Below are 20,851 nucleotides of genomic sequence, written 5' to 3'. Positions count from 1 at the left end.
GTCGAATGTGGCCGGAACCCCGCCGGAGTCTGAGAGCGAGCATTTTGCAAATAGTTGTCAATAAATGTGAAGATGCCTTTATTCTAATTGCTAACTTATAATTTTCGCCACTTCAAAACTTGTTTCAATCGTTTTTTCAATGTCTTCATCTGTGTGAGCAGTTGACAAAAAGAAGGTTTCAAATTGCGAAGGCGGCATGTATATTCCCCTTTTAAGCATCTCTCTAAAATATTTAGCGTACAAAGTAGTATTTGATTTTAGCGCAGACTCATAGTCTTTTACTTCGTGTTTATTAAAAAACATGCACATCATGCTGCCTATTCTATTTATTGTAACATCAATTCCATTTTGAACCATGCTTTCTTTTAGCCCTTTACACAATTTTTCTGCTTTCTTGTCTAACTCTTCATAAATATCGGAAGTTTCAGATAATATTTTTAAAGTCTCAAAGCCTGCTATCATTGCTAGAGGATTGCCAGACAAAGTCCCTGCTTGATACACCGGTCCATCAGGAGAAACCATTCTCATAATCTCTTCTCTTCCTCCATAGGCACCAACAGGAAGACCTCCACCAATAATTTTACCAAGCGTAGTAATATCAGGCATAATGTTGTAAAGTCCTTGTGCCCCTGAATAAGACACTCTAAAACCTGTCATCACTTCATCAAAAATTAAAAGTGATTTATACTTTGTAGTAATCTCTCTCAATCCCTTTAAAAACTCTTCATCAGGCAAAACAGTACCCATGTTTCCGGCAACAGGTTCTACAATGACACCAGCGATATTTTCACCATAAACTTTAAAAATATCTTCTACCATTTTGATGTCATTGTATCTCGCTATAATTGTGTTTTTTGCTACCTCTTTTGTCACGCCCTTTGAATCAGGCATTCCAAAAGTAAGTGCCCCTGAGCCTGCTTTTATAAGTAAGCTGTCAGAATGTCCGTGATAACATCCTTCAAATTTTACAATGATGTCTCTGCCCGTATATCCCCTTGCCAATCTTATAGCACTCATAGTGGCTTCTGTGCCTGAATTTACCATTCTGACAACTTCTACAGATGGAACAGCCTCAATTACTTTTTCTGCCATCTTAACTTCTAACTCTGTGCAGGCTCCAAAACTGGTCCCAAGTTGTGCCTGCTTTTTAATAGCTTCTACCACCTGTGGATGTGAATGCCCAAGTATTAGCGGTCCCCATGAAAGAACGTAGTCTATGTATTCATTGCCATCTTCATCCCAAATATGACTTCCTTGCCCCTTTTTTATAAAAACAGGAGTAGCTCCTACTGATTTAAAAGCCCTTACAGGGCTATTGACACCACCCGGCATAAGTTTTTTAGCCTTTTCAAAAAGCTTTTGCGATTTATCAGTTTTCACAGAATCACCTCTTCCTAAATTTTTATCATTCTCTGTTTAAATTTCATGAATAAATCATAAGTAATTGAAAAATAATAAATCATGTATTATAATCTAAGTAAAAGATATGTGGAGGTGAAAAAATGATACATGCTACGTCTACAATTACAGGCAAAGGGCAAATTCAATTGCCTGCAGAAATCAGAAAAGCAATTGGCGCTGATATAGGAGATAACGTCATCTTTATAGTACAAGACAACAAAGAAATAGTGTTGAAATTAATAAAAAAGAAAAAACTTTCACAATTAGGTGGAACGTTAAAATCTCAAGTAAAATTCAAAAGCATTGATGAAGAAACAGAAAATACAAAAGAAATTTGGGTAAATAAAAGAGTAAGGAGAAATAACAATGGAGAAAATATGGATTGACGCCAATGTCATTTTGAGATACCTTTTAAAGGACAATGAAGAATTTTATGCAAAAGCGTATGAAATTATGAAAAAAGCGGACAGCGGAGAATTAAAACTTCTCGTATCTCCTCTCACTATTGCAGAAGTAGTATGGACACTTGAGTCTTTCTACAAGATATCAAAGGATCAAATATCTGATACGCTTATTACCTTTATATGTTCTGAAGCTGTGGAAGCAGAAGAACGGGACACATTAATTCTATCTCTAAACAGCTATAAAGAAAATAATGTTGATTTTATTGATGCGTATATAGCTGCCCATGCGATAAATTCAGGAGACAAAAAAGTATTTACTTTTGATAAAAAACATTTCTCAAGGCTTAACGTAAAATTATTTTAACAGCCCGCTTTTTTCAATAATTTTTCTGTAAATAGCCATTTTCTCTTCTTCAGCAAAATCTTTTTCCTTTAATTCCATCCTCTTCTGATATAGTTTTTGTAATAGTTTTTCATAGTCATCATTGAAAATTGACTCCAATTTTTCTTTTATCATTCTCGAAAGAAGTGGACTTTTGCCACTTGTAGATATAGAAATAATTAAGTCTCCCCTTTTTACAATGGCAGGTACAATAAAAGAAGAAAGGTCTTTATCATCAACCACATTTACAAGCACATTGTATTTTTCTCCATCTGACGCCACAAGTTTATTTACCTTCTCATCATCTGTAGCAGCAATCGCAACACAAAATCCCCTTACATCCCCTTGTTGATACTCACGTCTTATAAGTTCCACTTTTTCTTTTGCTGCAAGCTCAATTATTCCTTCATCAAAAGAAGGAGAAATGGCAGTAACTAAAGCTTCTCCTTCAACAAGAGATAAAATTTTTCTAAGAGCAACTTTGCCACCACCTACAACAAGGCATTTTTTGTTTTTTATATTAAGCATTACAGGGTAATAAGCCATTTTGCAACATCCTTTGCAAAGTAGGTTATAACTATGTCTGCCCCTGCTCTTTTAATTGAAGTGAGTATTTCTAAGACTGTAGATTTTTCATCAATCCAACCCATCTTAGCTGCCGCCTTTACCATTGAATATTCTCCACTTACATTATAAGCAGCAATAGGAATGTTGAAATTATCCTTTACCCGCCTTATAATGTCAAGATAAGAAAGTGCCGGCTTTACCATGACAATATCTGCTCCTTCTTCAATGTCAAGAGCTATTTCTCTTAAGGCTTCATTGGAGTTTCCATAGTCCATTTGATAAGACTTTCTGTCGCCAAATTGTGGAGCAGAATGGGCTGCTTCTCTAAAAGGTCCATAAAAAGAGGAAGCGTATTTAGCACTGTAAGCCATAATAGGTGTATTTACAAATCCTTTACTATCTAAAAGCTTTCTTATGGCAGCTACTCTTCCATCCATCATGTCAGAAGGCGCTACAATATCCGCCCCTGCCTCAACATGGGACAAGGCTATTTTAGCAATGTAGTCCACTGTTTTGTCATTTAGAACTTGGCCATTTTCAACAATGCCACAGTGTCCATGAATTGTATACCCACACATACATACATCTGTTATTACTACAATTTCTGGCACTTTTTCTTTTATTTCTCTTACGGCTTTTTGAACGATACCTTCCTCGCTGTAAGCCTCTGACCCCAATTCATCTTTATATGAAGGCACACCAAAAAGTAAAATAGCAGGAATTCCAACGTCACGCACTTCTTTAACTTCTTCTATAAGCAAATCTATAGAAAAATGGTAAACACCCGGCATTGAATCTATCTCTTCTTTTATATTATCTCCTGGCACAACAAAAAGAGGATATATAAGGTCACCTACATCTAAAGAAGTTTCTCTTATCATATCCCTTAAAATGCTGTTCATCCTAAGCCTTCTTGGCCTTTTTACCAAATCCATTTTATCTCCTCTTTCTATTGGTTTTGATAGTTTTTTAATATTTCTTCAATAAGTTTTTCCGTTGTGTATTCACTTGGCATTATGTCTACATTAAATCCTTTATCCTCTATAGCTTTCTTTGTTACAGGTCCTATTGCAGCTATTTTAGAGTTTTTTAGAAGATTTATTTCGTCTCCTATTAATTGATGCATATAATTAAAAGTAGAGGAACTTGTAAATACAGCAATATCTATTCCTTTGCGGAGTTTACTTATAAGATTTCCCTTTATTTCATAATTTGGTTCATTTTTATATGCGACAATTTTTTGTACGTTAGCACAATTTTCTAGACTTTCCATTAATATATCCCCGCCTATCTGAGAAGTCAAAAGCGCTATGTTTTTTCCTTCAACATGTTTTTTAAGTGCATTTGCTAAAGAGTATGAGGTGTACTCCTCAGGAATTATATCTGGATATATAAAAATATTTTCTAAAGCTTCCGCAGTCTTACTTCCTATCGCTACTACTTTAATACTTAAATTTCTTAAATCAAACCTTTTTTCTCGGGAAGCTTCAATAAAACTCCAAACGCCATTTACACTTGTAAATACAGCATAATCGAATTTATGTATTTCTTCTAAAAACTTTACTATATTATCTAAAAACGGCGTGATTTTAATAGTAGGACAAACAACAACATCTGCTCCCTCTTCACTCAAAATTTTTTTCATCTGCTGTGACTGTTCATAGGTCCTTGTAAGCAAAATCCTTTTTCCAAAAAGCTTTTTGTTTTCGTACCATTTTAATCTATCCCTTAATGCCACAACATCTCCTACAGCAAAAACTCCCGGATTTTTTATTCCTTCTTTTCGGACGAGACTTGGAATATCAATGAGTTTCCCAGTTACAACTTTTTGCTTTGGAGTAGTGCCTTCCATTACTACTGCTGCTGGTGTATGAGGATCTTTGCCGTAATTGAGAAGTTTTTGCACAATTTTTTCTATATTTTTTATCCCCATGAGAAATACAAGTGTCCCCTTGAGTTTTGATATAACCTCCCAATCGAGGTTTTTATCTTTCCCTTCCCATTCATGACCCGTTATTACGTGAAATGAAGAGCTTAAATCTCTATGAGTTACAGGAATTCCTGCATAGGATAGGACAGCCACTGCAGATGTTATGCCTGGCACTACCTCATAAGGTATTCTTTTTTGTGAAAGATATTCGGCCTCTTCGCCACCTCTTCCGAATACAAATGGGTCTCCTCCTTTAATTCTCGCTACTTTTTTGCCAGAAAGGGCCTTTTCCGCAATTATTTCGTTTATTTTACTTTGAGGTACTTTGTGATTATCCGGAAACTTCCCAACATCAATAAGCTCTGCATCCTTTTTTGCCATTTTTAAAATATCTTCATTAATGAGCCTATCATACACCAGCACATCTGCATTTTTTATTAGTTCGACTGCTCTCAATGTTAAAAGCCCAATATCTCCAGGTCCTGCTCCGATCAAATATACAATCCCTGACATCATATACCTCCAAATTCTTCAATAAGCTTTTCTATCATTTTATCGGTTTCTTCAATTAAGCCAGTCGCTTCACTTTTTAAAAGCTTATTCTCTTTTTGATAAGCAACTTTTATGTTTATTTTTTCTTCGTCTTCCTCTTTTCTGTATTGGGCATAGGCACCAAAAGGCTGTCTACAATTAACTCCAAAGGCTTTTAGAAGTTCCCTTTCAACAGAAGCCTCAAAAAATGTTTTTCTATCAACAATGTAGGGATAAAACTCTTGAAATATATTATCAAAACTTTCTGCAATTTCTACTGAAAGAATTCCCTGACAAGGTGCTGGTACAACTACATCAGGTGGAAAATACTCAGTAATAATATTCTCCAATCCTAACCTGTGCAAACCCGCCGCTGACAAAACAATGCCGTCAAGGTTTAGTTCTTCCATTTTTTTGAGCCTCGTCCTCACATTACCTCTTATTGGAACAATCTGTATGTCTGGCTTTAAAGCTTTAAGCTGCACTTGCCTTCTTAAACTGCTGGTCCCAATTTTAGCCCCTTCTTTTAAATCCATAAATTGCGTACCATCTCTTGAAACAAACACATCCTTTGGGTCTTCTCTTTTTAAAACTGCCATGAGTTTGAGCCCTTTAGGTATTTCATAAGGCATGTCCTTCATGCTGTGGACTGCCATGTCAATTTCGCCTTTGAGCAATGCACTTTCTATTTCTTTTACAAAAACCCCTTTTCCCCCTATTTCACTAACAGGTTTGTCAATTAATGCATCCCCTTGTGTGGTTATCTTTACTATTTCAAATTCAAAATCCTGCCTAAACTTTTTTATTTCATTTATAACCATTGCAGTTTGCTTTAAAGCCAATTCACTTGACCTTGTGCCGACTTTTATAACTTTTTTCATCTTTACCTCCAGATTCTAATAGGCGTTTTCTTTAAGGTACGTTATCATTTTATTAGCCATTTTATTTGCAACTCTTTTTAAAGCGATTTTTATATTTTCCTTGTCTTTTTCAGATACGTCAGTCAATTTATTTACAATTCTTTGAAATTCTGTGTTATAAACTTCATTGGCATATCTACTTACTTCTTTTATATAAGGCTCTATTTCAAGTGTTTTGTACCATTTTTCAAATTTATCCACTTCCTCTTTCACCATTTTTTCAATAACGGGAATGAGTAAAAGCCTCTCTTTTTTGTTTTCCTCCGCTGTCTTTTTTAAATCGTCAATAGTATAAAGACTTACCCCTTCTATTTGTCCTATTCTTGGGTCTATATCCCTAGGAAGAGCTATATCTACCATGCAAATTTTTCTTCCATTGTAAACTTCTTTGAACTTTTCATAACTTATCGTATAATGAGGAGCATTTGTGGCACTTATTACAATATCACTACTGGCAATGTAAAGATATTTTTGTTCATAAGGCACAACATGTATCTCTGGAATTTGCTCCTTTAATTGGATGGTTTTTGAAAAAGTCCTGTTTGTAACAAATACATCAGCACCCTTATCTATGAGATTTTTCATAGCATTTTGCCCCATCTCGCCAAGACCTATCACAAAAGCCTTTTTGCCTTTTATATCCTCAAATACTTCTTGAACAAATTTAACTGCAATATAGCTTATAGACAAAGCCAGATCTTTTATACCCGTATCTGTACGAGCTTTTTTCCCAAGAGTTACTGCATCTCTAAAGAGTTTAAAAAGTATCTTTCCGGAAGAGTTGAAAGTCTGTGCGGTATCTATAGCCTCCTTCACCTGTGACAATATTTGGTCTTCACCTACTACCATAGATTCAAGTCCACAGGCAACTCTAAAAATGTGTTCCACTGCATCAAGTCCGTAAATTTGCCTTAAATATTTTATGAAATCTTCTTTTAAGCCAAAGTAATTTATGAAAAAATCTTTTACTTCATCCGTGGATATTTTTTGTGAATAGAAGTAAATTTCACTTCTGTGACAGGTGGAAAGTATTACAACCTCCTCCAGTCCCAACTCTTTTAATTTTATTAATGCCTCTCCAATATCTTTAAAAGAAACTTTTTCTCTCAATTCTAAAGGAGTATCCTTATCTACTCCCACCATTTTAATATTGTTTATGTCCACTTTTTGTCACCTCATTTATGAGACTATCAACATCTGTTACTACAACAGGATAATTTATATCAGGCCTTTTTATTAAAATTACAGGAATACCCAGCATTTTAGCAGCTTCAAATTTTTCTAATACTCCTTCCACAATGCCACTTTCTTTTGCCACAACCACTTCCGCATTTCTTTCTTTAAACATTTGATAATTAAGCTCTTTGGTAAAAGGGCCTTCCATCGCTATTATATCTTTGGGTTTTAATCCCAAATCTTCACACTTTTTTATGACGCTACTTAAAGGAAGCACTCTTGCCGTCACCTTTTTTCCTATTTCCCAGAGAACCCTAAATTTTTCGAGGTTTTTACTACCTACAGTCAAAAAAATGCTGCCGTATTTTCTTCTGCTGCCTCTTCAAAACTTTCAACTACAATGGCATTGTAGTAATATAGGTTTTTTCTTTCATACCTTATATACTTGATGCCAGTTTTGTTATAGGCATTTATAGCATTTATGCTTATATCTTTTGCAAAAAGATGCGTTGCATCAACTACAATGTCTATGTTGTTTTTATAAATAAAATCAATGAGGCTTAGTTCATCCAGTGCCCCTTTGTGAACTTTAATTCCCCCACTAAGAGGAACAAATTCTCAAAAGCTATTCCTTTTTTGCATCCTAAACCAATAACTATATTTTTAGGCCTTAATATGACATAAGGTTTTTCTAACGGTTTTTTTATTTCTTTGTCAGTTATGTAAACAAAAGCGTCAACTTGACGGTCATCTTCGTTTTTTACATAATCTTTTAGCAAAGGTATTTTCTCTACATCTTCATCAAGGATAAAACGTACATTTTCTCCATTTACAAAGGCGGCGCTAACCTTTTTTTAAATCTTCTTTATTTTCAATTTGGTACCCGTAGTCCTTAGCAATAACGTCAAGGGATATGACTCCCTCTACATCTGTTGCAGTTGTTATGACAGGCTGCGCTCCAATTATAGAAGCCACTTTGAGCGCAAGCCTGTTTGCACCTCTCACATGTCCGGACAAAAGGCTTATGGCAAACTTCCCTTTTCGTCTACTACCACAACAGCAGGGTCAGTAAATTTATCCTTCACAACCCCTGCAATTGCCCTTACCACAATCCCTGTAGCCATTGCAAAGACCAACCCTTGATATTTTCTGAATATTTTATGGACAAAGTCTATAAAATCTCCTTCTATTGCGTAGCCTTCAGGGATTGTGTATTTTTCTTTTACATACACATCCCCTTTTAATTTTTGGCCAATCTCATTTGCCAACTTTGATGCGTTTTTTGTAAGAGCGATTATCGCTATTCTCATAAATCTTCCTTCTTCCTGAAGCTATGAGAAAATTCCTTATCATAAAGCTTTGAATAAGACGTTACATCTTTTAAAAAATCTCCTACAAGTATCATGGCTGTTTTATTTATTCCCTTTGATTTGACCTTTTGTGAAATGTCATTGAGAGTACCTGTAACAATCACTTGGTCTTCCCAAGTAGCTTTGTACACAACTGATACAGGTGTAGTCTCTTCATAACCCTCTTTCAACTCTAAAACAACTTTGTCAATGTCCTGCACGCTTAAAAATATCGCCATTGTAGCTTTGTGGCGGGATAAATCTTTTAAGTCTTCTTTTGGAGGTACTTTTGTCCTTCCGCCTATTCGTGTTATAATAACCGTCTGGGTTATTTCAGGAATCGTCAGCTCTTTTTTCAAAACTGCCGCTGCTGCCAAAAAAGAACTAACACCGGGAATTACTTCATAATCTATATTTTCTTCTTCCAGCCTTCTAATCTGTTCATGTATGGCACCGTAAATAGCAGGGTCTCCTGTGTGTATTCTCGCTACATCTTTCCCCTCATTATAAGATTTTACCATAAGCTCAATTATTTCATCAAGATTCACTAAAGCGCTATCGTAAATTTCAGCCTCTGGTTTTGCGTATTTCAATATCTCTTTATTGACAAGTGACCCTGCGTATATGATGACATCACAAGCCTGTATTATTTTCATCCCCTTTAATGTTATAAGTTCAGGGTCACCTGGTCCTGCACCAATAAAATAAACCACAGCTACTTCACCTTCTTTGCAATAATGAGTGACAAATAATCTATCTTTTTCCCTATATATCTATCAAGGTGGTAGGATATTTTTTCCTCTTTATGGCCGCACTTTATCACAAGGTATCCTTTGAAGCTTTTTTCTTTTAGAAGATTTACTATTTCCTCGTATCTTCTCGAAATTTTCATTAATACCACGTTATCAAACATATCAAGAGCTTTTGAAATTTCCGTTACATCTCCTGATGAAATCACTGCAAAAGTCTCGTTTCCCTCCGCAATTGGGATATTTAACCTTGAGGCGGCTGCACTATAGGAGGTAATTCCAGGAATCGTCTCTACTTCGTAATCCTCAATTCCTTTTAAAATGTATATGTAGGTACTGTAAATCATGGGGTCTCCTATTGTTATAAAAGCTACGTCTTTCCCCTCATCAAGCAACTCTTTGATTTTTTTAACATTTTCTTCCCACTTTGTTTTGAGGTCTTCTTTTGAGTAGGTCATGGGAAATTCCATAAATACTACATCGCCTTTTATATAAGGCTTTGCAATCTCATAAGCAATACTTCCTTCTCCTTTGCTTGTGGGCCTACGATCCTGTCATCATACCCTATAGACCTTGCAAACTTAATCTTTAAACCCGGATATTTTTCTTTTTCTTTTCCAAAAACCTCAGGTATATCATGTAACACATGGTTTCCTTCAAATAAAAACATAGGAACTGCTATGATATCGTAAATTCCTTCTTCGACAAATTCTCTTATGGAAGTAGATATATCAGGCTCGTTAAATTCCATAAAACCTGCCTTTACATCTTTGGTATTTTTTAGGCTCTTTATTTTTTCTACAACCATAGTAACTACATCTTTAGTCTCTTCAACACGACTTCCATGTGCTATTATTAATAATCCTTTTCCCATAAAAATCTCTCCTTTTTTATAATGACACACTTACAAAGCAAATGAGTGCAGTAAGCTCTGCCAATTCATTTACTGCACCTAAAGTATCCCCAGTCATACCACCTATTCTCAGCGAAATATACTTTGATACAATATAAGTAACAAAAAGCGATATAGTAAGTATTTTTACAAAAACCGCTAAAGGCAGTATAAAATAGCTTGTAGCAATTGAAATAACAAAAGCAATGGCAAATTCCCTTATCCCTACTTTACCCAGCATGAGTCCTCCAAGGCCTTCTCCACCTCTTGCAGATTTACTTATCATCATAGAAAACACAATTGACAATCTCCCAATAATTGGGGTAATTAAAAGTGCTGTTAAAGTAATATTTTCGTGTATATTGGTGAGAAATAATATTTTTAAAACAACCATAAAAATTGCAGCTAAGACTCCATTAGTGCCAAGTCTCGAGTCTCTCATTATCTCCAGCATTTTACTTTTATCCTTATTGCTAAAAAGTCCATCAAAAGTATCTGCAAGCCCGTCAATATGCATTGCTCCTATTAAAACATAAGAAAAAGCTACAATAAAAGTCATTACAATTTCCCGGGAAAAGAAATCCTTTAAAGCAATATACAAAAGTGAAAGGATACCTCCTATAACAATTCCGACTATTGGAAAATAAGATGCTATTCTATAAAACTCTCTTTTTTCAACATCAATTTCTATTGGTATAGGAAGGCGTGTCATAAATTGCATCGCAAGTACCAATCTTTTAATTTCTTCCATAAAGATATTGCATCCCTTTCAATTATCCCTTTATTTTAAGAGGTATTCCTGAAACCATTAAATAAACTTCATCTGCAGCATCTGCCACTTTTTTATTCATCCTGCCTGCTATATCTCTAAATATCCTGCCCAGTTTGTATTCGGGCACTAATCCCATTCCCACTTCATTTGTCACAAGAATTATATCCCCCTTAAAATCTTTCTTAGCAGTCAATATTTCATCTACTTCATCAGCAATCTGATTTTCTATATTATCAATCTCCTCCATTCCTGCATTCTCCCATGTTAAGTCAACTTCCATTAATAGGTTTGTAATCATAACTGTAAGGCAGTCAATCAATGCGACTTTCGCACTGCTTTCTGCAATTACACTGTATAGATTTTTATAGACCTCTTTCGTCTGCCAAGCAGAAGATCTTCTCTCTTTATGCCTTTTGACTCTTTCCTTCATTTCTTCGTCAAAAGGAATAGAAGTAGCTATATAAAGGACACTGTTTCCTCCTTTTTCTAAAGCCAATTTTTCAGCAAATTCACTTTTGCCAGACCTTGCACCACCTGTGATCATAACAAGGCTCATTATATTACAACCCTTTCTTTATCTTCTACTAAATCTTTTATATCTATTTCTTTCAAAGCCTGTATCAATTTTTCATTGTCTTCATGTCTTTTTATAGCAACTCTAAAAAAGCTTTTATCAAGATACCTAAAATTAGAAGCATCTCTTATGAGAATTCCTTTTTTTAAAAGTATTTGTTTAAGGTCATTTACCCTTCCTGTTCTTAACTTTAACAATATAAAATTTACTTTTGTATCAAAAGCAACTAAATAATCAATTTTTCTTAAAGCATAAAGCATATACTCTATTTCTTTATTTACATATTCCCTTGTTTTTTCTATATAAGCTTCATCTTTAAATATTTCTCTCCCCACAGCATCTGCAAGAGCATTGACTGTCCAAGGCTCTTTGTATTCTTCTAACTTTTGTATCAAAGAAGGACTTCCAATCCCATACCCCAATCTCAACCCTGGCATGCCAAAAAATTTTGTAACAGCTCTTACAACAAACAATTTATCATGCTCTTTTGCAAGAGGTAAAGCTTCATAATTTTTATAGTCTTTCATAAATTCAATAAAAGCTTCATCTATCATGACAGGTATATTCAAAATCTCCGCTTTTTTTAATAAAATTCCTATTTCCTCTCTAATTATGGCTTGTCCTGTAGGATTGTTAGGATTCCCAATGATTAAAGAATCCGCCTCTTCCATTTGTGAAAGAAGCTTTGCGAGATTTACTTTAAACCCATAGTCTTCTTCCAGCCTGAAATATATCGGTTCACCACCGTTTATGTAGACTACCCTTTCATATTCCAAAAAAGCAGGAGACGGAATGAGGGGTCTTTTCACCTTAAATGCTCTCACAAAAAGATGTATGAGCTCTGTCGCACCATTCCCAACAATTATATTTTCTTGTGAATACCCCACATGCTGTGAAATAGCCTCTTTAAGTTTTCGATATTTTATATCCGGATATTTTGTTAAATCAACTTTTTTGATAATATCAAAAATCCATTCCGGAACCCCAAGAGGATTTATATTTGAACTAAAATCAATTATTTCTCCTTCATAGTCATAAACATTTCCGCCATGCTCATAAGGCTTCATTGAAACACCTTCTTTCATTTACGCTAAATCAGCACTCCGACATATGTTAAGGGTTTATCTGTCAGTCCTTTAATAGAGGCTGTATCTTCCTCACTGTGGACTACAAGGCAGCAGGTAGAAGGCCCCCCTGATTTTAATACATCAAGATGTTGTGGAAAATTCGCCTCCACCTTTAATCCTGATATCTTCTCTAATATGCCAATTTCATATTTTATCCCTTTTGAACCCACAGGTATTGCTTCCACTATTTCTTTTGAGTTGGAAATTTTTACGTAGTCTTTCAATGTAAGCACATCGTTTGAGCTTAAAACTTCATTTCCTACACGTGGATAACCTAAAATAGAAACATGCATACCTGTTTTGACTTTTTTTATTTTTAAGTCTCCAATATTTGCTTTTGCTATTACAGTGATTCCTATACCTGTCATAGATGTGGGAAAATTTTCTTCAGTACTTCCTGTAAAAACTACGTCTGAAAGTCCGTTCTCTTCAAGCTCGCTTTTTATGCCTCTTAAAATTTTTTGCCCTGTTGGATTCATTTCAACGGATAAAGTATCGGATATGACTAAGGGTTTTGCTCCTACACATAGTACTTCCGAAAGAGCCACTTTTACAGTAGTCCTTCCTACAATCTCTTCATCAACTTTTAACACATCATGCTCTTTATTCCCTATTGCTCCAAGGCTGTCACAAGATATCACATATGCTGCATCATTTTCATAAATTATCACTAAATCTCTGTATCTTTCAATCACTTTTTATTCTCTACTCCTTTTCGGTATCGCTTTGTAAATTAACGCTGCAAGAAATACATTTGCAAATGACGCAATTGTTAGGGGAAGTACCCATGCCGCAAAAAATCCCCCTCCGAATATGGGCACAAACAAAAGGGTTGCAACAGTTCCATTTAAGATGGTAGCAACAATTACTGCAATATAGATGTTAAATTTTCGATAAAAAAATCTAAACAAATAGGCATATAATGCCATTTGCACTGCTATGTATATGTGATTTGTAAGCCCTAAAGGAAATCCAGAAGTAATTGCTGTAAGCATATGCCCTAAACTTATCACAAGGGCTCCATACCAACCTCCAAGGTATAATGCGGCAAAGTATCCTGGCATTGAATCGAAAGCAACTGTGTTAAAAACTTTTATGAGAGCACCTACTGCACTTAAGGCTATAAGCATAGCAACAAGAGTAAGAGTCTTTACATTTTTTAATGTATTTGCTTTTTCTTTCACATCAATCTCCTCCCTATATAAAATACTACAAGCCCCAAAAATGAAGTCATGTACATTATTTTGATGCTGTCTTTTATATGTTGGGGGGTAATTTTTTCTTTTCCATCCCCAAGAGTTGGTTTAATTTCAGGCTTTCCAAAATAATAATTAAGACCTCCCAGTTGTATATTTAAAGCACCGGCAACTGCTGCTTCTCCGTGAGCACTGTTTGGACTTTGATGTTTCAACCTATCTCTTAAAAAAATCCTCCAACTATTTTTATAATCATAGCCTAAGAGAAAAGCAGCTATAACAATCAAAAAACCTGTTATGCGAGCAGGGATAAAATTTAATATGTCGTCAAGTTTTGCAGAAGCAAATCCTAAATCGAGGTACTTTTCATTTCTATAGCCTACCATAGAATCAAGAGTGCTTGCTGCCTTATAAAAGATAGCCAGCGGCGCACCTCCTATAAACGCGTAAAACATAGAGGCTATTATACCGTCTGATATATTCTCTGCAACTGTTTCTATCGCTCCTCTGGAGATATTCTCAACATCAAGCCTATCTGTATCCCTACTGACTATATAAGATAATCTTTTTCTTGCTTCAACTATATCACCCTTTATCAACGCTTCGTATACTCTTCCAGCAGCTTTACCAAGGTCTTTTGTAGCAAGGCAGGTATATATAATTAAAACATCTAAAGCATACTTTAAATATGGATGTATAAGTCCTGCAATATAAAGTAGTACATATGTTGCTGCAAATGCCAAAGTTACTGTAAGTCCACACAGTATAAAACCTGCTATTTTTAAATCTCTGTCACTTTTAGCATATTTTCTAAGTATACTCTCTAAATGTGATACCACTCTCCCTATAATTCTTACAGGATGAGGATATCCTTCAGGGTCTCCTATCAACAAATCCAATAAGTAGGCTAATACCACTTCCATTAATCTTTATACCTCTCCATAATTTCATAGACTTCTTTCATGTCGATACTTTTTCTCACAATATCTGCAAGCTTATCATATTCTCTTTCTTTAAATTCTTTGTAATCAATAATTTCCTTTATAGGAGAAAGTCCTTTTGATTTTCTCACAATATTTATAAATTCCCTGACAAACTCTCTGTTTTCAAAAATTCCGTGTATGTAAGTTCCAAACACTTTTCCATCATCGCTTATACAACCGTCATAGACTTCGATTTTTTCTCCATTTCTATGAGTTATTACTGAAAAAGGCTGACAATCTCCCAAAATTCGACTTTGCCCCATGTGTATTTCATATCCCTCTACAGCAATATTTCTAAGAGGTGATAATATTGATGGTAAATTATTGCGAATAACCGCCTTAATTTGGGTTGTTGTCTTTTCATTTTCAATTACAGTCTCTATATCCAAAAGTCCCAGTCCCTCAATTTCTGAAGTTGTACTTTCAATTCTTCCCGGGTCTTTAATGACTTTTCCCAGCATTTGGTATCCTCCACAAATGCCGACTATAAATTTACCTTTTTTTCTCATTTCAAAAATTTCCTTATCAATCCTATATTCTTTTAATGCTTGCAAATCTCCAATTGTGTTTTTTGTTCCCGGAATTATAACAACATCACAATCTCCAATCCTTTCCCCTTTATTCACATAGCGAAGCTTTATTCCGGGAACTTTAGCAAGAGGTTCAAAATCCGTAAAATTCGATATGTGGGGAAGATTTATAACTGCAATCTCTATATCTCCTTCTGTATTCCTACGATAAAATCTCTCCGTCGCCCCATCCTCTTCATCAATGTGCACATCCATATAAGGGACAACACCTAAAACCTTTTTGTGTACAATGTTTTCTAACATCTCCAAACCCGGCTTTAATATTTCAATGTCTCCTCTAAACTTGTTTATAAGTACACCTTCAATGCGATTTCTCTCATTTTCTTTTAAAAGGAGCAAAGTGCCAGCTATTGAAGCAAATACACCGCCTTTATCAATATCTCCTACAAGAAGTACTGGTGCATTTACCATCTCTGCCATACCCATGTTTACGACATCTCTATCCCTTAAATTTATTTCTGCAGGACTTCCAGCTCCTTCTATTACAACAATGTCATTTTGACTTGCAAGAAAATCAAAGTCCTCTTTAATAAACTTTAAAAGCTGTGGCTTAAATTGGTGGTATTCGGCTGCAGACATGTTTTTATAAACTTTGCCTCTTAAAACAACTTGGCTTTTTTTATCAGAACTGGGCTTTAGAAGTATTGGATTCATGTGATAAGAAGGCTTAACTCCTGCCGCTTCCGCCTGCATAGCTTGTGCTCTTCCTATTTCTAGTCCTTCATCGGTTATATAGGAATTCAAAGCCATATTTTGAGACTTAAAAGGGGCTACTCTGTAACCATCCTGCTTGAAAATTCTGCAAAAAGCGGCAACCAACAAGCTTTTGCCAACAGACGATGCGGTCCCTTGTATCATCAATTTAAGTGCCATATTAATCCTCCTGAAAAGCATTTGAGTTTCGGTATTGAACACATTTGTCAACAAACCTCTTGACAGCCTCTTTATATGTGTATAAATTTATGTGAACATACGTCGCCAGGCAATTTTTATGCACAAATCCACATTCCCAAGCATTTTCTTTTCCCGGTTTATGCACAACGTATGAGGTTTTCTGTGAAAAACCTTTTATTATTGAGTGGTGAAACTCATGCCCTTTTATTTTATCCCCTTTTCTAAAAAGGATGTTATCTTCAATAACTTCTGCCTCAACATAGCCAAATCTCTGAAGCCTTTTTGTCATGACAGTTTCAAAATCGTAAATTCCTGCCATTTCAAAAGTATTTCCTTGTAAATCTGTTATGCTTTTTGTGAGATACATAAAGCCGCCACACTCTGCATATGCAGGCATACCTGAATCTATTGCATCTTTAACCGATTTCAACATTTTTTTGTTTTTATTAAGCCTCTCCGCGAAAACCTCTGGAAATCCTCCCCCTATGTACAAACCCGATATTTCATCTGGTAATTTATAATCTTTAAGAGGACTAAAGGGTACAAGCTCTGCTCCCATTTCTTCAAAAAATTCCAAACTCTCTTTGTAATAAAAATTAAAAGCCTCATCAAACGCATACCCTATTTTTACCCTTTTTAAATCATGGCCCTCACCAATCGTGTTTCTAAATGTATTTGAACAGTCAATTACACTTACATTAAGAATTTTTTCTATATCAATGTATTTTTCAATATAATCATATAAGGTATCAAACTTGTGTTTAATTTCTGGCATCTCATATATCGGTACAAGGCCTAAGTGTCTTTCTGGCAAATCTAATTTTGGATCCTTTGGAAGATAGCCAAAAACCTCAATACCTAAATCTCTTGTTATGCATTCTTTCAAAAGGGCATAGTGTTTTTCACTTCCAACTTTATTTAATATCACCCCTTTAATTTTTACTTCCCTGTCATAGTGCATATAACCCATTATTAAAGCTGATACACTTGTCGCCATAGAAGAAGCATCTACAACTAAAATCACAGGAATATCTAAAATTTTCGCAATGTCAGCACTGCTCCCCTTTTTTGTAGTATCAATCCCATCGTACATTCCCATAACACCTTCAATTATAGAAATGTCAGCATTGCAGGCATTTTTGTAAAAAAGCGATTTAAGGTTTTGTTCCCCCAACATGTACAAGTCGAGATTGCAGGAAAAATTCCCTGTGACATATCGCTGATAAGCAGCATCTATATAATCTGGACCTACTTTAAAAGGCTGAACTTTATACCTTTTTGACAGCACTCCCATAAGCCCAAGGCTTACAGTAGTTTTACCGGCCCCTGAATGGGTGCCTGCAATCATTACAGCTTTACACAACTTTGAGTTGCTCCTTTCCATTTAGCGATGGAATGACGTAAGGAGTATGGGTGATGGGATTTTCAAACACTTCCACATCTATTGAAAAGGCTGATTTTATGTTGTTCAATGTTAAAACATTTCCGGGAGACCCAGATGCTATTATTTTGCCTTCTTTCATTATGAAAATCTCATCACAAAACTGTGAAGCGAGGTTAATATCGTGAAGCACAATAATTACAAGTATCCCTTTTAAGGATAAATCTTTTACAAGAGACAGTATTTCAACTTGGTATTTTATATCAAGGTGAGAAACTGGCTCATCCATGAGTAAAATTCGAGCTTTTTGTGCTAATGCCCTCGCTATATACACTCTTTGCCTTTCACCGCCGCTTAACTCTTTTATGCTTTTGTCTTTAAACTGCCATGTATTTGTAATTTCCATGCACTCTCTTACAATATCTCTGTCCTCTTTTTTCTCCGACTGAAACCTTTTAAGATAAGGAATTCTTCCCATCATTACTACGTCATAACAGCTAAATTCAAAGTCGTAAACTATATCTTGAGGCACATAACCTATATATTTTGCCTTTTCTTTTATAGTAAAGTCTTTGATATTTTTCCCTAACACAAAGACATTACCATAAGTTGACGTCAAATACCCTGATATATTTTTTAAAAGAGTAGTCTTGCCACTTCCATTTGCACCAATTATCCCTATCACCATATTTTTATTTATGGTGAAATCTATCCCTCTTAAAACTTCCCTTTCTCCATAAGAAAAATGTAATTTATCTACCTGTAAAATGGCCATATCATCACATTCCTTCACTTTTTTGTTTGCTCTTTATTAACAGATATAAAAAGAATGGTCCTCCAAATGCTGCTGTAATTATCCCAATTGGAATTTCCATTGGCTTTAAAATAATTCGTGCTAATAAGTCTGCAAAAGTTAAAAATATCGCTCCTGATATAGCACTAAAAGGTACAAGAATTCTATTGTCAGGTCCTACAATAAGCCTTGATATATGAGGCACAATAAGTCCCACAAAACCTATAATTCCACCAACTGACACAGCAGTTGCAGTCACCAAAGACCCTGTAATAAGAATTATTTTCTTGACTAGTTCTGTGTTGACACCTAAATGTTCGGCAACTTCTTCTCCTGTCAATATCGCATTTACATCCCTTGAAAATACATACATCACAAAAGAGCCAATTACTATTATAGGAGTAGTAAAGACCACACTATTCCAATTTATGAGGCTAAATCCTCCCATAGTCCAAAAAACAATTCGAGAAAACTCATCATGGTTTAAAAGCATCATGAGAGATATAATTGCAGACATAAAAGCACTTATAGCTATACCTGCCAATAACATTGTGGTCATGGATACTCTTGTGCCAGTTCTAGAGATAGTGTACACAAAAAACACAGTCATTAAAGAAGTAATAAATGCCATAAAACTCAGTCCAAATATTCCAAACCCTAATATTATCGCAATAGTAGCTCCAAAAGCCGCTCCTGATGATACACCCAATACATAAGGGTCTGCCATTGGATTTCTCAAAAGTCCTTGAAAAAATGTCCCAACAACAGAAAGTCCCATACCTACAATCGCAGATTCAATAGCTCTTGGAAGTCTTAAATTAAGGATTATTGTCCTAGAGGTTTCACTGCCACCGCCCAAAAAAACATTTAAAATCTCCTGCAGGGGTATTTTTACCGCCCCTGCAGAAATTGATAAAATCATGGTAAAGACAAGCAGTGAAAAGGCTGTACCAAAATATATCCCTTTTTTTACTCCCACTTTACTTAAATGCCTCCGGATGTAAGAATTTTGCGATTTCTTCAAGTCCTAAAACAATTCTATTAGAAGCTCTTGATATTATGTCGTCATTGCTTATCACAAATACTTTGTCATTTTTAACAGCGTTTGTATCTTTGTATCCTGCCATATTTTTGATGTCTTTTACATCCCCTGCATGAGGAGATGTTATTATCACATCAGGATTTTTCTTGACTAATTCTTCTACGCTGTACTGCGCCCAACCATTTACATCCTCTGCAACATTTTTGCCACCTGCAAGGTTTATGAGCTCATCAATAAAAGTCCCTTTTCCAGATGTCCAGTTTCCGTCAAGAGAGACAAGATAAAATACGCTGACTTTCGGAAGGTTTTTGACTTTGTCGTTTATTTCTTTTATTTTGTCCTGCATTTCTTTGATTATTTCTTCACCTTTTTTCTCAGTACCTGTTATTTGGCCTATTATTTTTATAGATTGGTATATCTGGTCAATGTCTTTAGCCTCTAGCATCACGACGGGTATACCCATTTTTTCTAAAGATTCCATTTGCTCTTTACCGGAAAGAGTGGAAGCAAATATTATATCAGGCTTTTGAGCAGTAATCGCTTCTACATTTGGCCCTTTAAACCCCCCCACTTTGGGTACATCCTTGACCTCAGGTGGATAATTGTCAAAGTCTGTAACACCCACTACTTTATTTCCTGCTCCTAAAGCATATATAAGCTCTGTTGTAGAAGGTGCAAGAGAAACTATCCTTTGGGGTTCTTTCTCTATAGTTACTTCTCTTCCTAAAAAGTCTGTAACTTTTAAAGGAAACTGTGTTTTTACAGTTTCAGTTGCTGTTTGAGATGTATCTTGTGGCTTTGTAGCATTGTTTGTTGAACAAGCAGCCAGTGAAAACATTAAAGCAAAGACTACCAATAAAGCAAGTAAACCTTTAAATCTTCTCATAAGTACCCTCCTAATTTAAATTTTTCAAGTATCAAAAAAAGACCTACCCCACGGAGGTAGACCTTTTTTGCCAAAATTAAGCATAAAAATTCCATTCCACCTTCCCTCCGAAGGCGAACTTCCGAAATCTTATGGCAGGTCTCCTGGCTCGCGATTCATCTTCCACCCTGCCTTCCCACCCGGCACATCTCTTGAGTGCCAAGCAGTGGCTTTATTAGGGCTTCATCCTCGCTCACAGTAGCGGGGGCTGCAGCGGATTTTCACCGCTTTCCCTTTTAACTTCTCAAGACCATAAGATTTTTTGTATTCACT

Annotated in this window: 25 protein-coding genes, 1 pseudogene and 1 riboswitch; of the genes and pseudogenes, 2 read left to right on the top strand and 24 right to left on the bottom strand. The window is 35.5% G+C overall.

Annotated features, from left to right (window positions below; all coding sequences use genetic code 11):
• Nucleotides 1-90 precede the first annotated feature (90 nt).
• Entirely contained in the window at nucleotides 91-1,380 is a 1,290-nt protein-coding gene (hemL, locus tag EB239_RS04355) for a glutamate-1-semialdehyde 2,1-aminomutase (RefSeq protein WP_003870857.1), read from the bottom strand.
• Between the two features lie 122 nt (nucleotides 1,381-1,502).
• On the opposite strand from hemL, the gene EB239_RS04350 reads away from it, so the two are divergent.
• Nucleotides 1,503-1,787, top strand: a complete 285-nt coding sequence (locus EB239_RS04350; RefSeq protein ID WP_003867142.1) for an AbrB/MazE/SpoVT family DNA-binding domain-containing protein — start codon at nucleotides 1,503-1,505, stop codon at nucleotides 1,785-1,787.
• Nucleotides 1,768-2,169 carry a PIN domain-containing protein gene (locus tag EB239_RS04345; RefSeq protein ID WP_003870858.1) on the top strand — a complete coding sequence of 134 codons (402 nt, stop codon included), beginning with the start codon at nucleotides 1,768-1,770 and terminating at the stop codon, nucleotides 2,167-2,169. The genes EB239_RS04350 and EB239_RS04345 overlap by 20 nt, the downstream gene beginning before the upstream one ends.
• On the opposite strand, the gene EB239_RS04340 is transcribed toward EB239_RS04345, so the two are convergent.
• The 23 genes and pseudogenes from EB239_RS04340 to EB239_RS04240 form a co-directional block, all read right to left on the bottom strand.
• Nucleotides 2,161-2,733: a precorrin-2 dehydrogenase/sirohydrochlorin ferrochelatase family protein gene (locus EB239_RS04340; protein WP_003870859.1), complete on the bottom strand. Its 573-nt coding sequence runs from the start codon at nucleotides 2,731-2,733 to the stop codon at nucleotides 2,161-2,163. The two genes, EB239_RS04345 and EB239_RS04340, sit on opposite strands and share 9 nt — an antisense overlap.
• Nucleotides 2,715-3,689, bottom strand: coding sequence for a porphobilinogen synthase (hemB, locus tag EB239_RS04335; RefSeq protein ID WP_003870860.1), 975 nt, complete (start codon nucleotides 3,687-3,689; stop codon nucleotides 2,715-2,717). Before hemB ends, EB239_RS04340 begins: the two co-directional genes overlap by 19 nt.
• A gap of 14 nt (nucleotides 3,690-3,703) precedes the next feature.
• Nucleotides 3,704-5,197, bottom strand: a complete 1,494-nt coding sequence (gene cobA / locus EB239_RS04330) for a uroporphyrinogen-III C-methyltransferase (RefSeq protein ID WP_003870861.1) — start codon at nucleotides 5,195-5,197, stop codon at nucleotides 3,704-3,706.
• Complete coding sequence (gene hemC, locus EB239_RS04325) at nucleotides 5,197-6,096, bottom strand: hydroxymethylbilane synthase (RefSeq protein ID WP_003870862.1); 900 nt, start codon at nucleotides 6,094-6,096, stop codon at nucleotides 5,197-5,199. Before hemC ends, cobA begins: the two co-directional genes overlap by 1 nt.
• 15 nt (nucleotides 6,097-6,111) lie before the next feature.
• The gene (gene hemA, locus EB239_RS04320; RefSeq protein WP_003870863.1) at nucleotides 6,112-7,299 is read right to left on the bottom strand and encodes a glutamyl-tRNA reductase; all 1,188 of its coding nucleotides are present in this window, start codon (nucleotides 7,297-7,299) and stop codon (nucleotides 6,112-6,114) included.
• On the bottom strand, nucleotides 7,280-7,660 hold the full coding sequence (locus EB239_RS14890) for a precorrin-6A/cobalt-precorrin-6A reductase (RefSeq protein WP_003870864.1): 381 nt from the start codon (nucleotides 7,658-7,660) through the stop codon (nucleotides 7,280-7,282). Before EB239_RS14890 ends, hemA begins: the two co-directional genes overlap by 20 nt.
• The gene (locus tag EB239_RS14885; protein ID WP_318261459.1) at nucleotides 7,657-7,857 is read right to left on the bottom strand and encodes a precorrin-6A/cobalt-precorrin-6A reductase; all 201 of its coding nucleotides are present in this window, start codon (nucleotides 7,855-7,857) and stop codon (nucleotides 7,657-7,659) included. The genes EB239_RS14890 and EB239_RS14885 overlap by 4 nt, the downstream gene beginning before the upstream one ends.
• A gap of 14 nt (nucleotides 7,858-7,871) precedes the next feature.
• Nucleotides 7,872-8,120 (bottom strand): hypothetical protein, encoded by a 249-nt coding sequence (locus tag EB239_RS14880; protein WP_244262782.1) that lies wholly within the window; start codon nucleotides 8,118-8,120, stop codon nucleotides 7,872-7,874.
• A 34-nt stretch (nucleotides 8,121-8,154) separates the two neighbouring features.
• Nucleotides 8,155-8,435 (bottom strand): annotated as a pseudogene (locus EB239_RS14875) (hypothetical protein).
• Between the two features lie 182 nt (nucleotides 8,436-8,617).
• Nucleotides 8,618-9,373 carry a precorrin-4 C(11)-methyltransferase gene (cobM, locus tag EB239_RS04305; protein WP_003870867.1) on the bottom strand — a complete coding sequence of 252 codons (756 nt, stop codon included), beginning with the start codon at nucleotides 9,371-9,373 and terminating at the stop codon, nucleotides 8,618-8,620.
• 2 nt (nucleotides 9,374-9,375) lie between these two features.
• Nucleotides 9,376-9,900 (bottom strand): precorrin-2 C(20)-methyltransferase, encoded by a 525-nt coding sequence (locus EB239_RS04300; RefSeq protein ID WP_318261458.1) that lies wholly within the window; start codon nucleotides 9,898-9,900, stop codon nucleotides 9,376-9,378.
• Entirely contained in the window at nucleotides 9,897-10,283 is a 387-nt protein-coding gene (locus EB239_RS04295) for a sirohydrochlorin chelatase (protein WP_003870869.1), read from the bottom strand. The genes EB239_RS04300 and EB239_RS04295 overlap by 4 nt, the downstream gene beginning before the upstream one ends.
• A gap of 16 nt (nucleotides 10,284-10,299) precedes the next feature.
• On the bottom strand, nucleotides 10,300-11,052 hold the full coding sequence (gene cobS, locus EB239_RS04290; RefSeq protein WP_003870870.1) for an adenosylcobinamide-GDP ribazoletransferase: 753 nt from the start codon (nucleotides 11,050-11,052) through the stop codon (nucleotides 10,300-10,302).
• A 22-nt stretch (nucleotides 11,053-11,074) separates the two neighbouring features.
• Nucleotides 11,075-11,629, bottom strand: coding sequence for a bifunctional adenosylcobinamide kinase/adenosylcobinamide-phosphate guanylyltransferase (gene cobU / locus EB239_RS04285; RefSeq protein WP_003870871.1), 555 nt, complete (start codon nucleotides 11,627-11,629; stop codon nucleotides 11,075-11,077).
• Nucleotides 11,629-12,714, bottom strand: a complete 1,086-nt coding sequence (gene cobD, locus EB239_RS04280) for a threonine-phosphate decarboxylase CobD (RefSeq protein WP_003870872.1) — start codon at nucleotides 12,712-12,714, stop codon at nucleotides 11,629-11,631. Before cobD ends, cobU begins: the two co-directional genes overlap by 1 nt.
• 23 nt (nucleotides 12,715-12,737) lie before the next feature.
• Nucleotides 12,738-13,469, bottom strand: a complete 732-nt coding sequence (locus EB239_RS04275) for an AIR synthase related protein (protein ID WP_003870873.1) — start codon at nucleotides 13,467-13,469, stop codon at nucleotides 12,738-12,740.
• 3 nt (nucleotides 13,470-13,472) lie between these two features.
• Nucleotides 13,473-13,958 (bottom strand): ECF transporter S component, encoded by a 486-nt coding sequence (locus EB239_RS04270; protein WP_003870874.1) that lies wholly within the window; start codon nucleotides 13,956-13,958, stop codon nucleotides 13,473-13,475.
• A complete protein-coding gene (cbiB, locus tag EB239_RS04265) occupies nucleotides 13,955-14,893 on the bottom strand; it encodes an adenosylcobinamide-phosphate synthase CbiB (protein ID WP_129545093.1) in 939 nt (312 codons plus the stop codon). Before cbiB ends, EB239_RS04270 begins: the two co-directional genes overlap by 4 nt.
• A complete protein-coding gene (locus EB239_RS04260; protein WP_003871446.1) occupies nucleotides 14,893-16,416 on the bottom strand; it encodes a cobyric acid synthase in 1,524 nt (507 codons plus the stop codon). The genes cbiB and EB239_RS04260 overlap by 1 nt, the downstream gene beginning before the upstream one ends.
• A 1-nt stretch (nucleotide 16,417) precedes the next feature.
• Complete coding sequence (locus EB239_RS04255) at nucleotides 16,418-17,800, bottom strand: cobyrinate a,c-diamide synthase (RefSeq protein ID WP_129545092.1); 1,383 nt, start codon at nucleotides 17,798-17,800, stop codon at nucleotides 16,418-16,420.
• Nucleotides 17,793-18,593 (bottom strand): ABC transporter ATP-binding protein, encoded by an 801-nt coding sequence (locus tag EB239_RS04250; RefSeq protein ID WP_003871448.1) that lies wholly within the window; start codon nucleotides 18,591-18,593, stop codon nucleotides 17,793-17,795. Before EB239_RS04250 ends, EB239_RS04255 begins: the two co-directional genes overlap by 8 nt.
• A gap of 4 nt (nucleotides 18,594-18,597) precedes the next feature.
• Nucleotides 18,598-19,590, bottom strand: a complete 993-nt coding sequence (locus EB239_RS04245) for a FecCD family ABC transporter permease (RefSeq protein WP_003871449.1) — start codon at nucleotides 19,588-19,590, stop codon at nucleotides 18,598-18,600.
• A 1-nt stretch (nucleotide 19,591) separates the two neighbouring features.
• Complete coding sequence (locus EB239_RS04240) at nucleotides 19,592-20,539, bottom strand: ABC transporter substrate-binding protein (protein WP_129545091.1); 948 nt, start codon at nucleotides 20,537-20,539, stop codon at nucleotides 19,592-19,594.
• Nucleotides 20,540-20,655: 116 nt separating this feature from the next.
• A riboswitch (cobalamin riboswitch) is annotated at nucleotides 20,656-20,848 on the bottom strand.
• Nucleotides 20,849-20,851 lie beyond the last annotated feature (3 nt).

Source organism: Thermoanaerobacter ethanolicus JW 200, assembly GCF_003722315.1.
GTDB lineage: Bacteria > Bacillota > Thermoanaerobacteria > Thermoanaerobacterales > Thermoanaerobacteraceae > Thermoanaerobacter > Thermoanaerobacter ethanolicus.
This window is presented reverse-complemented; position numbering and strand designations above follow the sequence as displayed.

Coding starts and splice junctions, on each gene's coding strand:
- EB239_RS04350 (WP_003867142.1), top strand. CDS start 1,503: ATGATACATGCTACGTCTACAATTACAGGCAAAGGGCAAATTCAATTG.
- EB239_RS04345 (WP_003870858.1), top strand. CDS start 1,768: ATGGAGAAAATATGGATTGACGCCAATGTCATTTTGAGATACCTTTTA.
- EB239_RS04340 (WP_003870859.1), bottom strand. CDS start 2,733: ATGGCTTATTACCCTGTAATGCTTAATATAAAAAACAAAAAATGCCTT.
- hemB (WP_003870860.1), bottom strand. CDS start 3,689: ATGGATTTGGTAAAAAGGCCAAGAAGGCTTAGGATGAACAGCATTTTA.
- cobA (WP_003870861.1), bottom strand. CDS start 5,197: ATGTCAGGGATTGTATATTTGATCGGAGCAGGACCTGGAGATATTGGG.
- hemC (WP_003870862.1), bottom strand. CDS start 6,096: ATGAAAAAAGTTATAAAAGTCGGCACAAGGTCAAGTGAATTGGCTTTA.
- EB239_RS04295 (WP_003870869.1), bottom strand. CDS start 10,283: ATGGGAAAAGGATTATTAATAATAGCACATGGAAGTCGTGTTGAAGAG.
- cobS (WP_003870870.1), bottom strand. CDS start 11,052: ATGGAAGAAATTAAAAGATTGGTACTTGCGATGCAATTTATGACACGC.
- cobU (WP_003870871.1), bottom strand. CDS start 11,629: ATGAGCCTTGTTATGATCACAGGTGGTGCAAGGTCTGGCAAAAGTGAA.
- cobD (WP_003870872.1), bottom strand. CDS start 12,714: ATGAAGCCTTATGAGCATGGCGGAAATGTTTATGACTATGAAGGAGAA.
- cbiB (WP_129545093.1), bottom strand. CDS start 14,893: ATGGAAGTGGTATTAGCCTACTTATTGGATTTGTTGATAGGAGACCCT.
- EB239_RS04260 (WP_003871446.1), bottom strand. CDS start 16,416: ATGGCACTTAAATTGATGATACAAGGGACCGCATCGTCTGTTGGCAAA.
- EB239_RS04250 (WP_003871448.1), bottom strand. CDS start 18,593: ATGGCCATTTTACAGGTAGATAAATTACATTTTTCTTATGGAGAAAGG.
- EB239_RS04240 (WP_129545091.1), bottom strand. CDS start 20,539: ATGAGAAGATTTAAAGGTTTACTTGCTTTATTGGTAGTCTTTGCTTTA.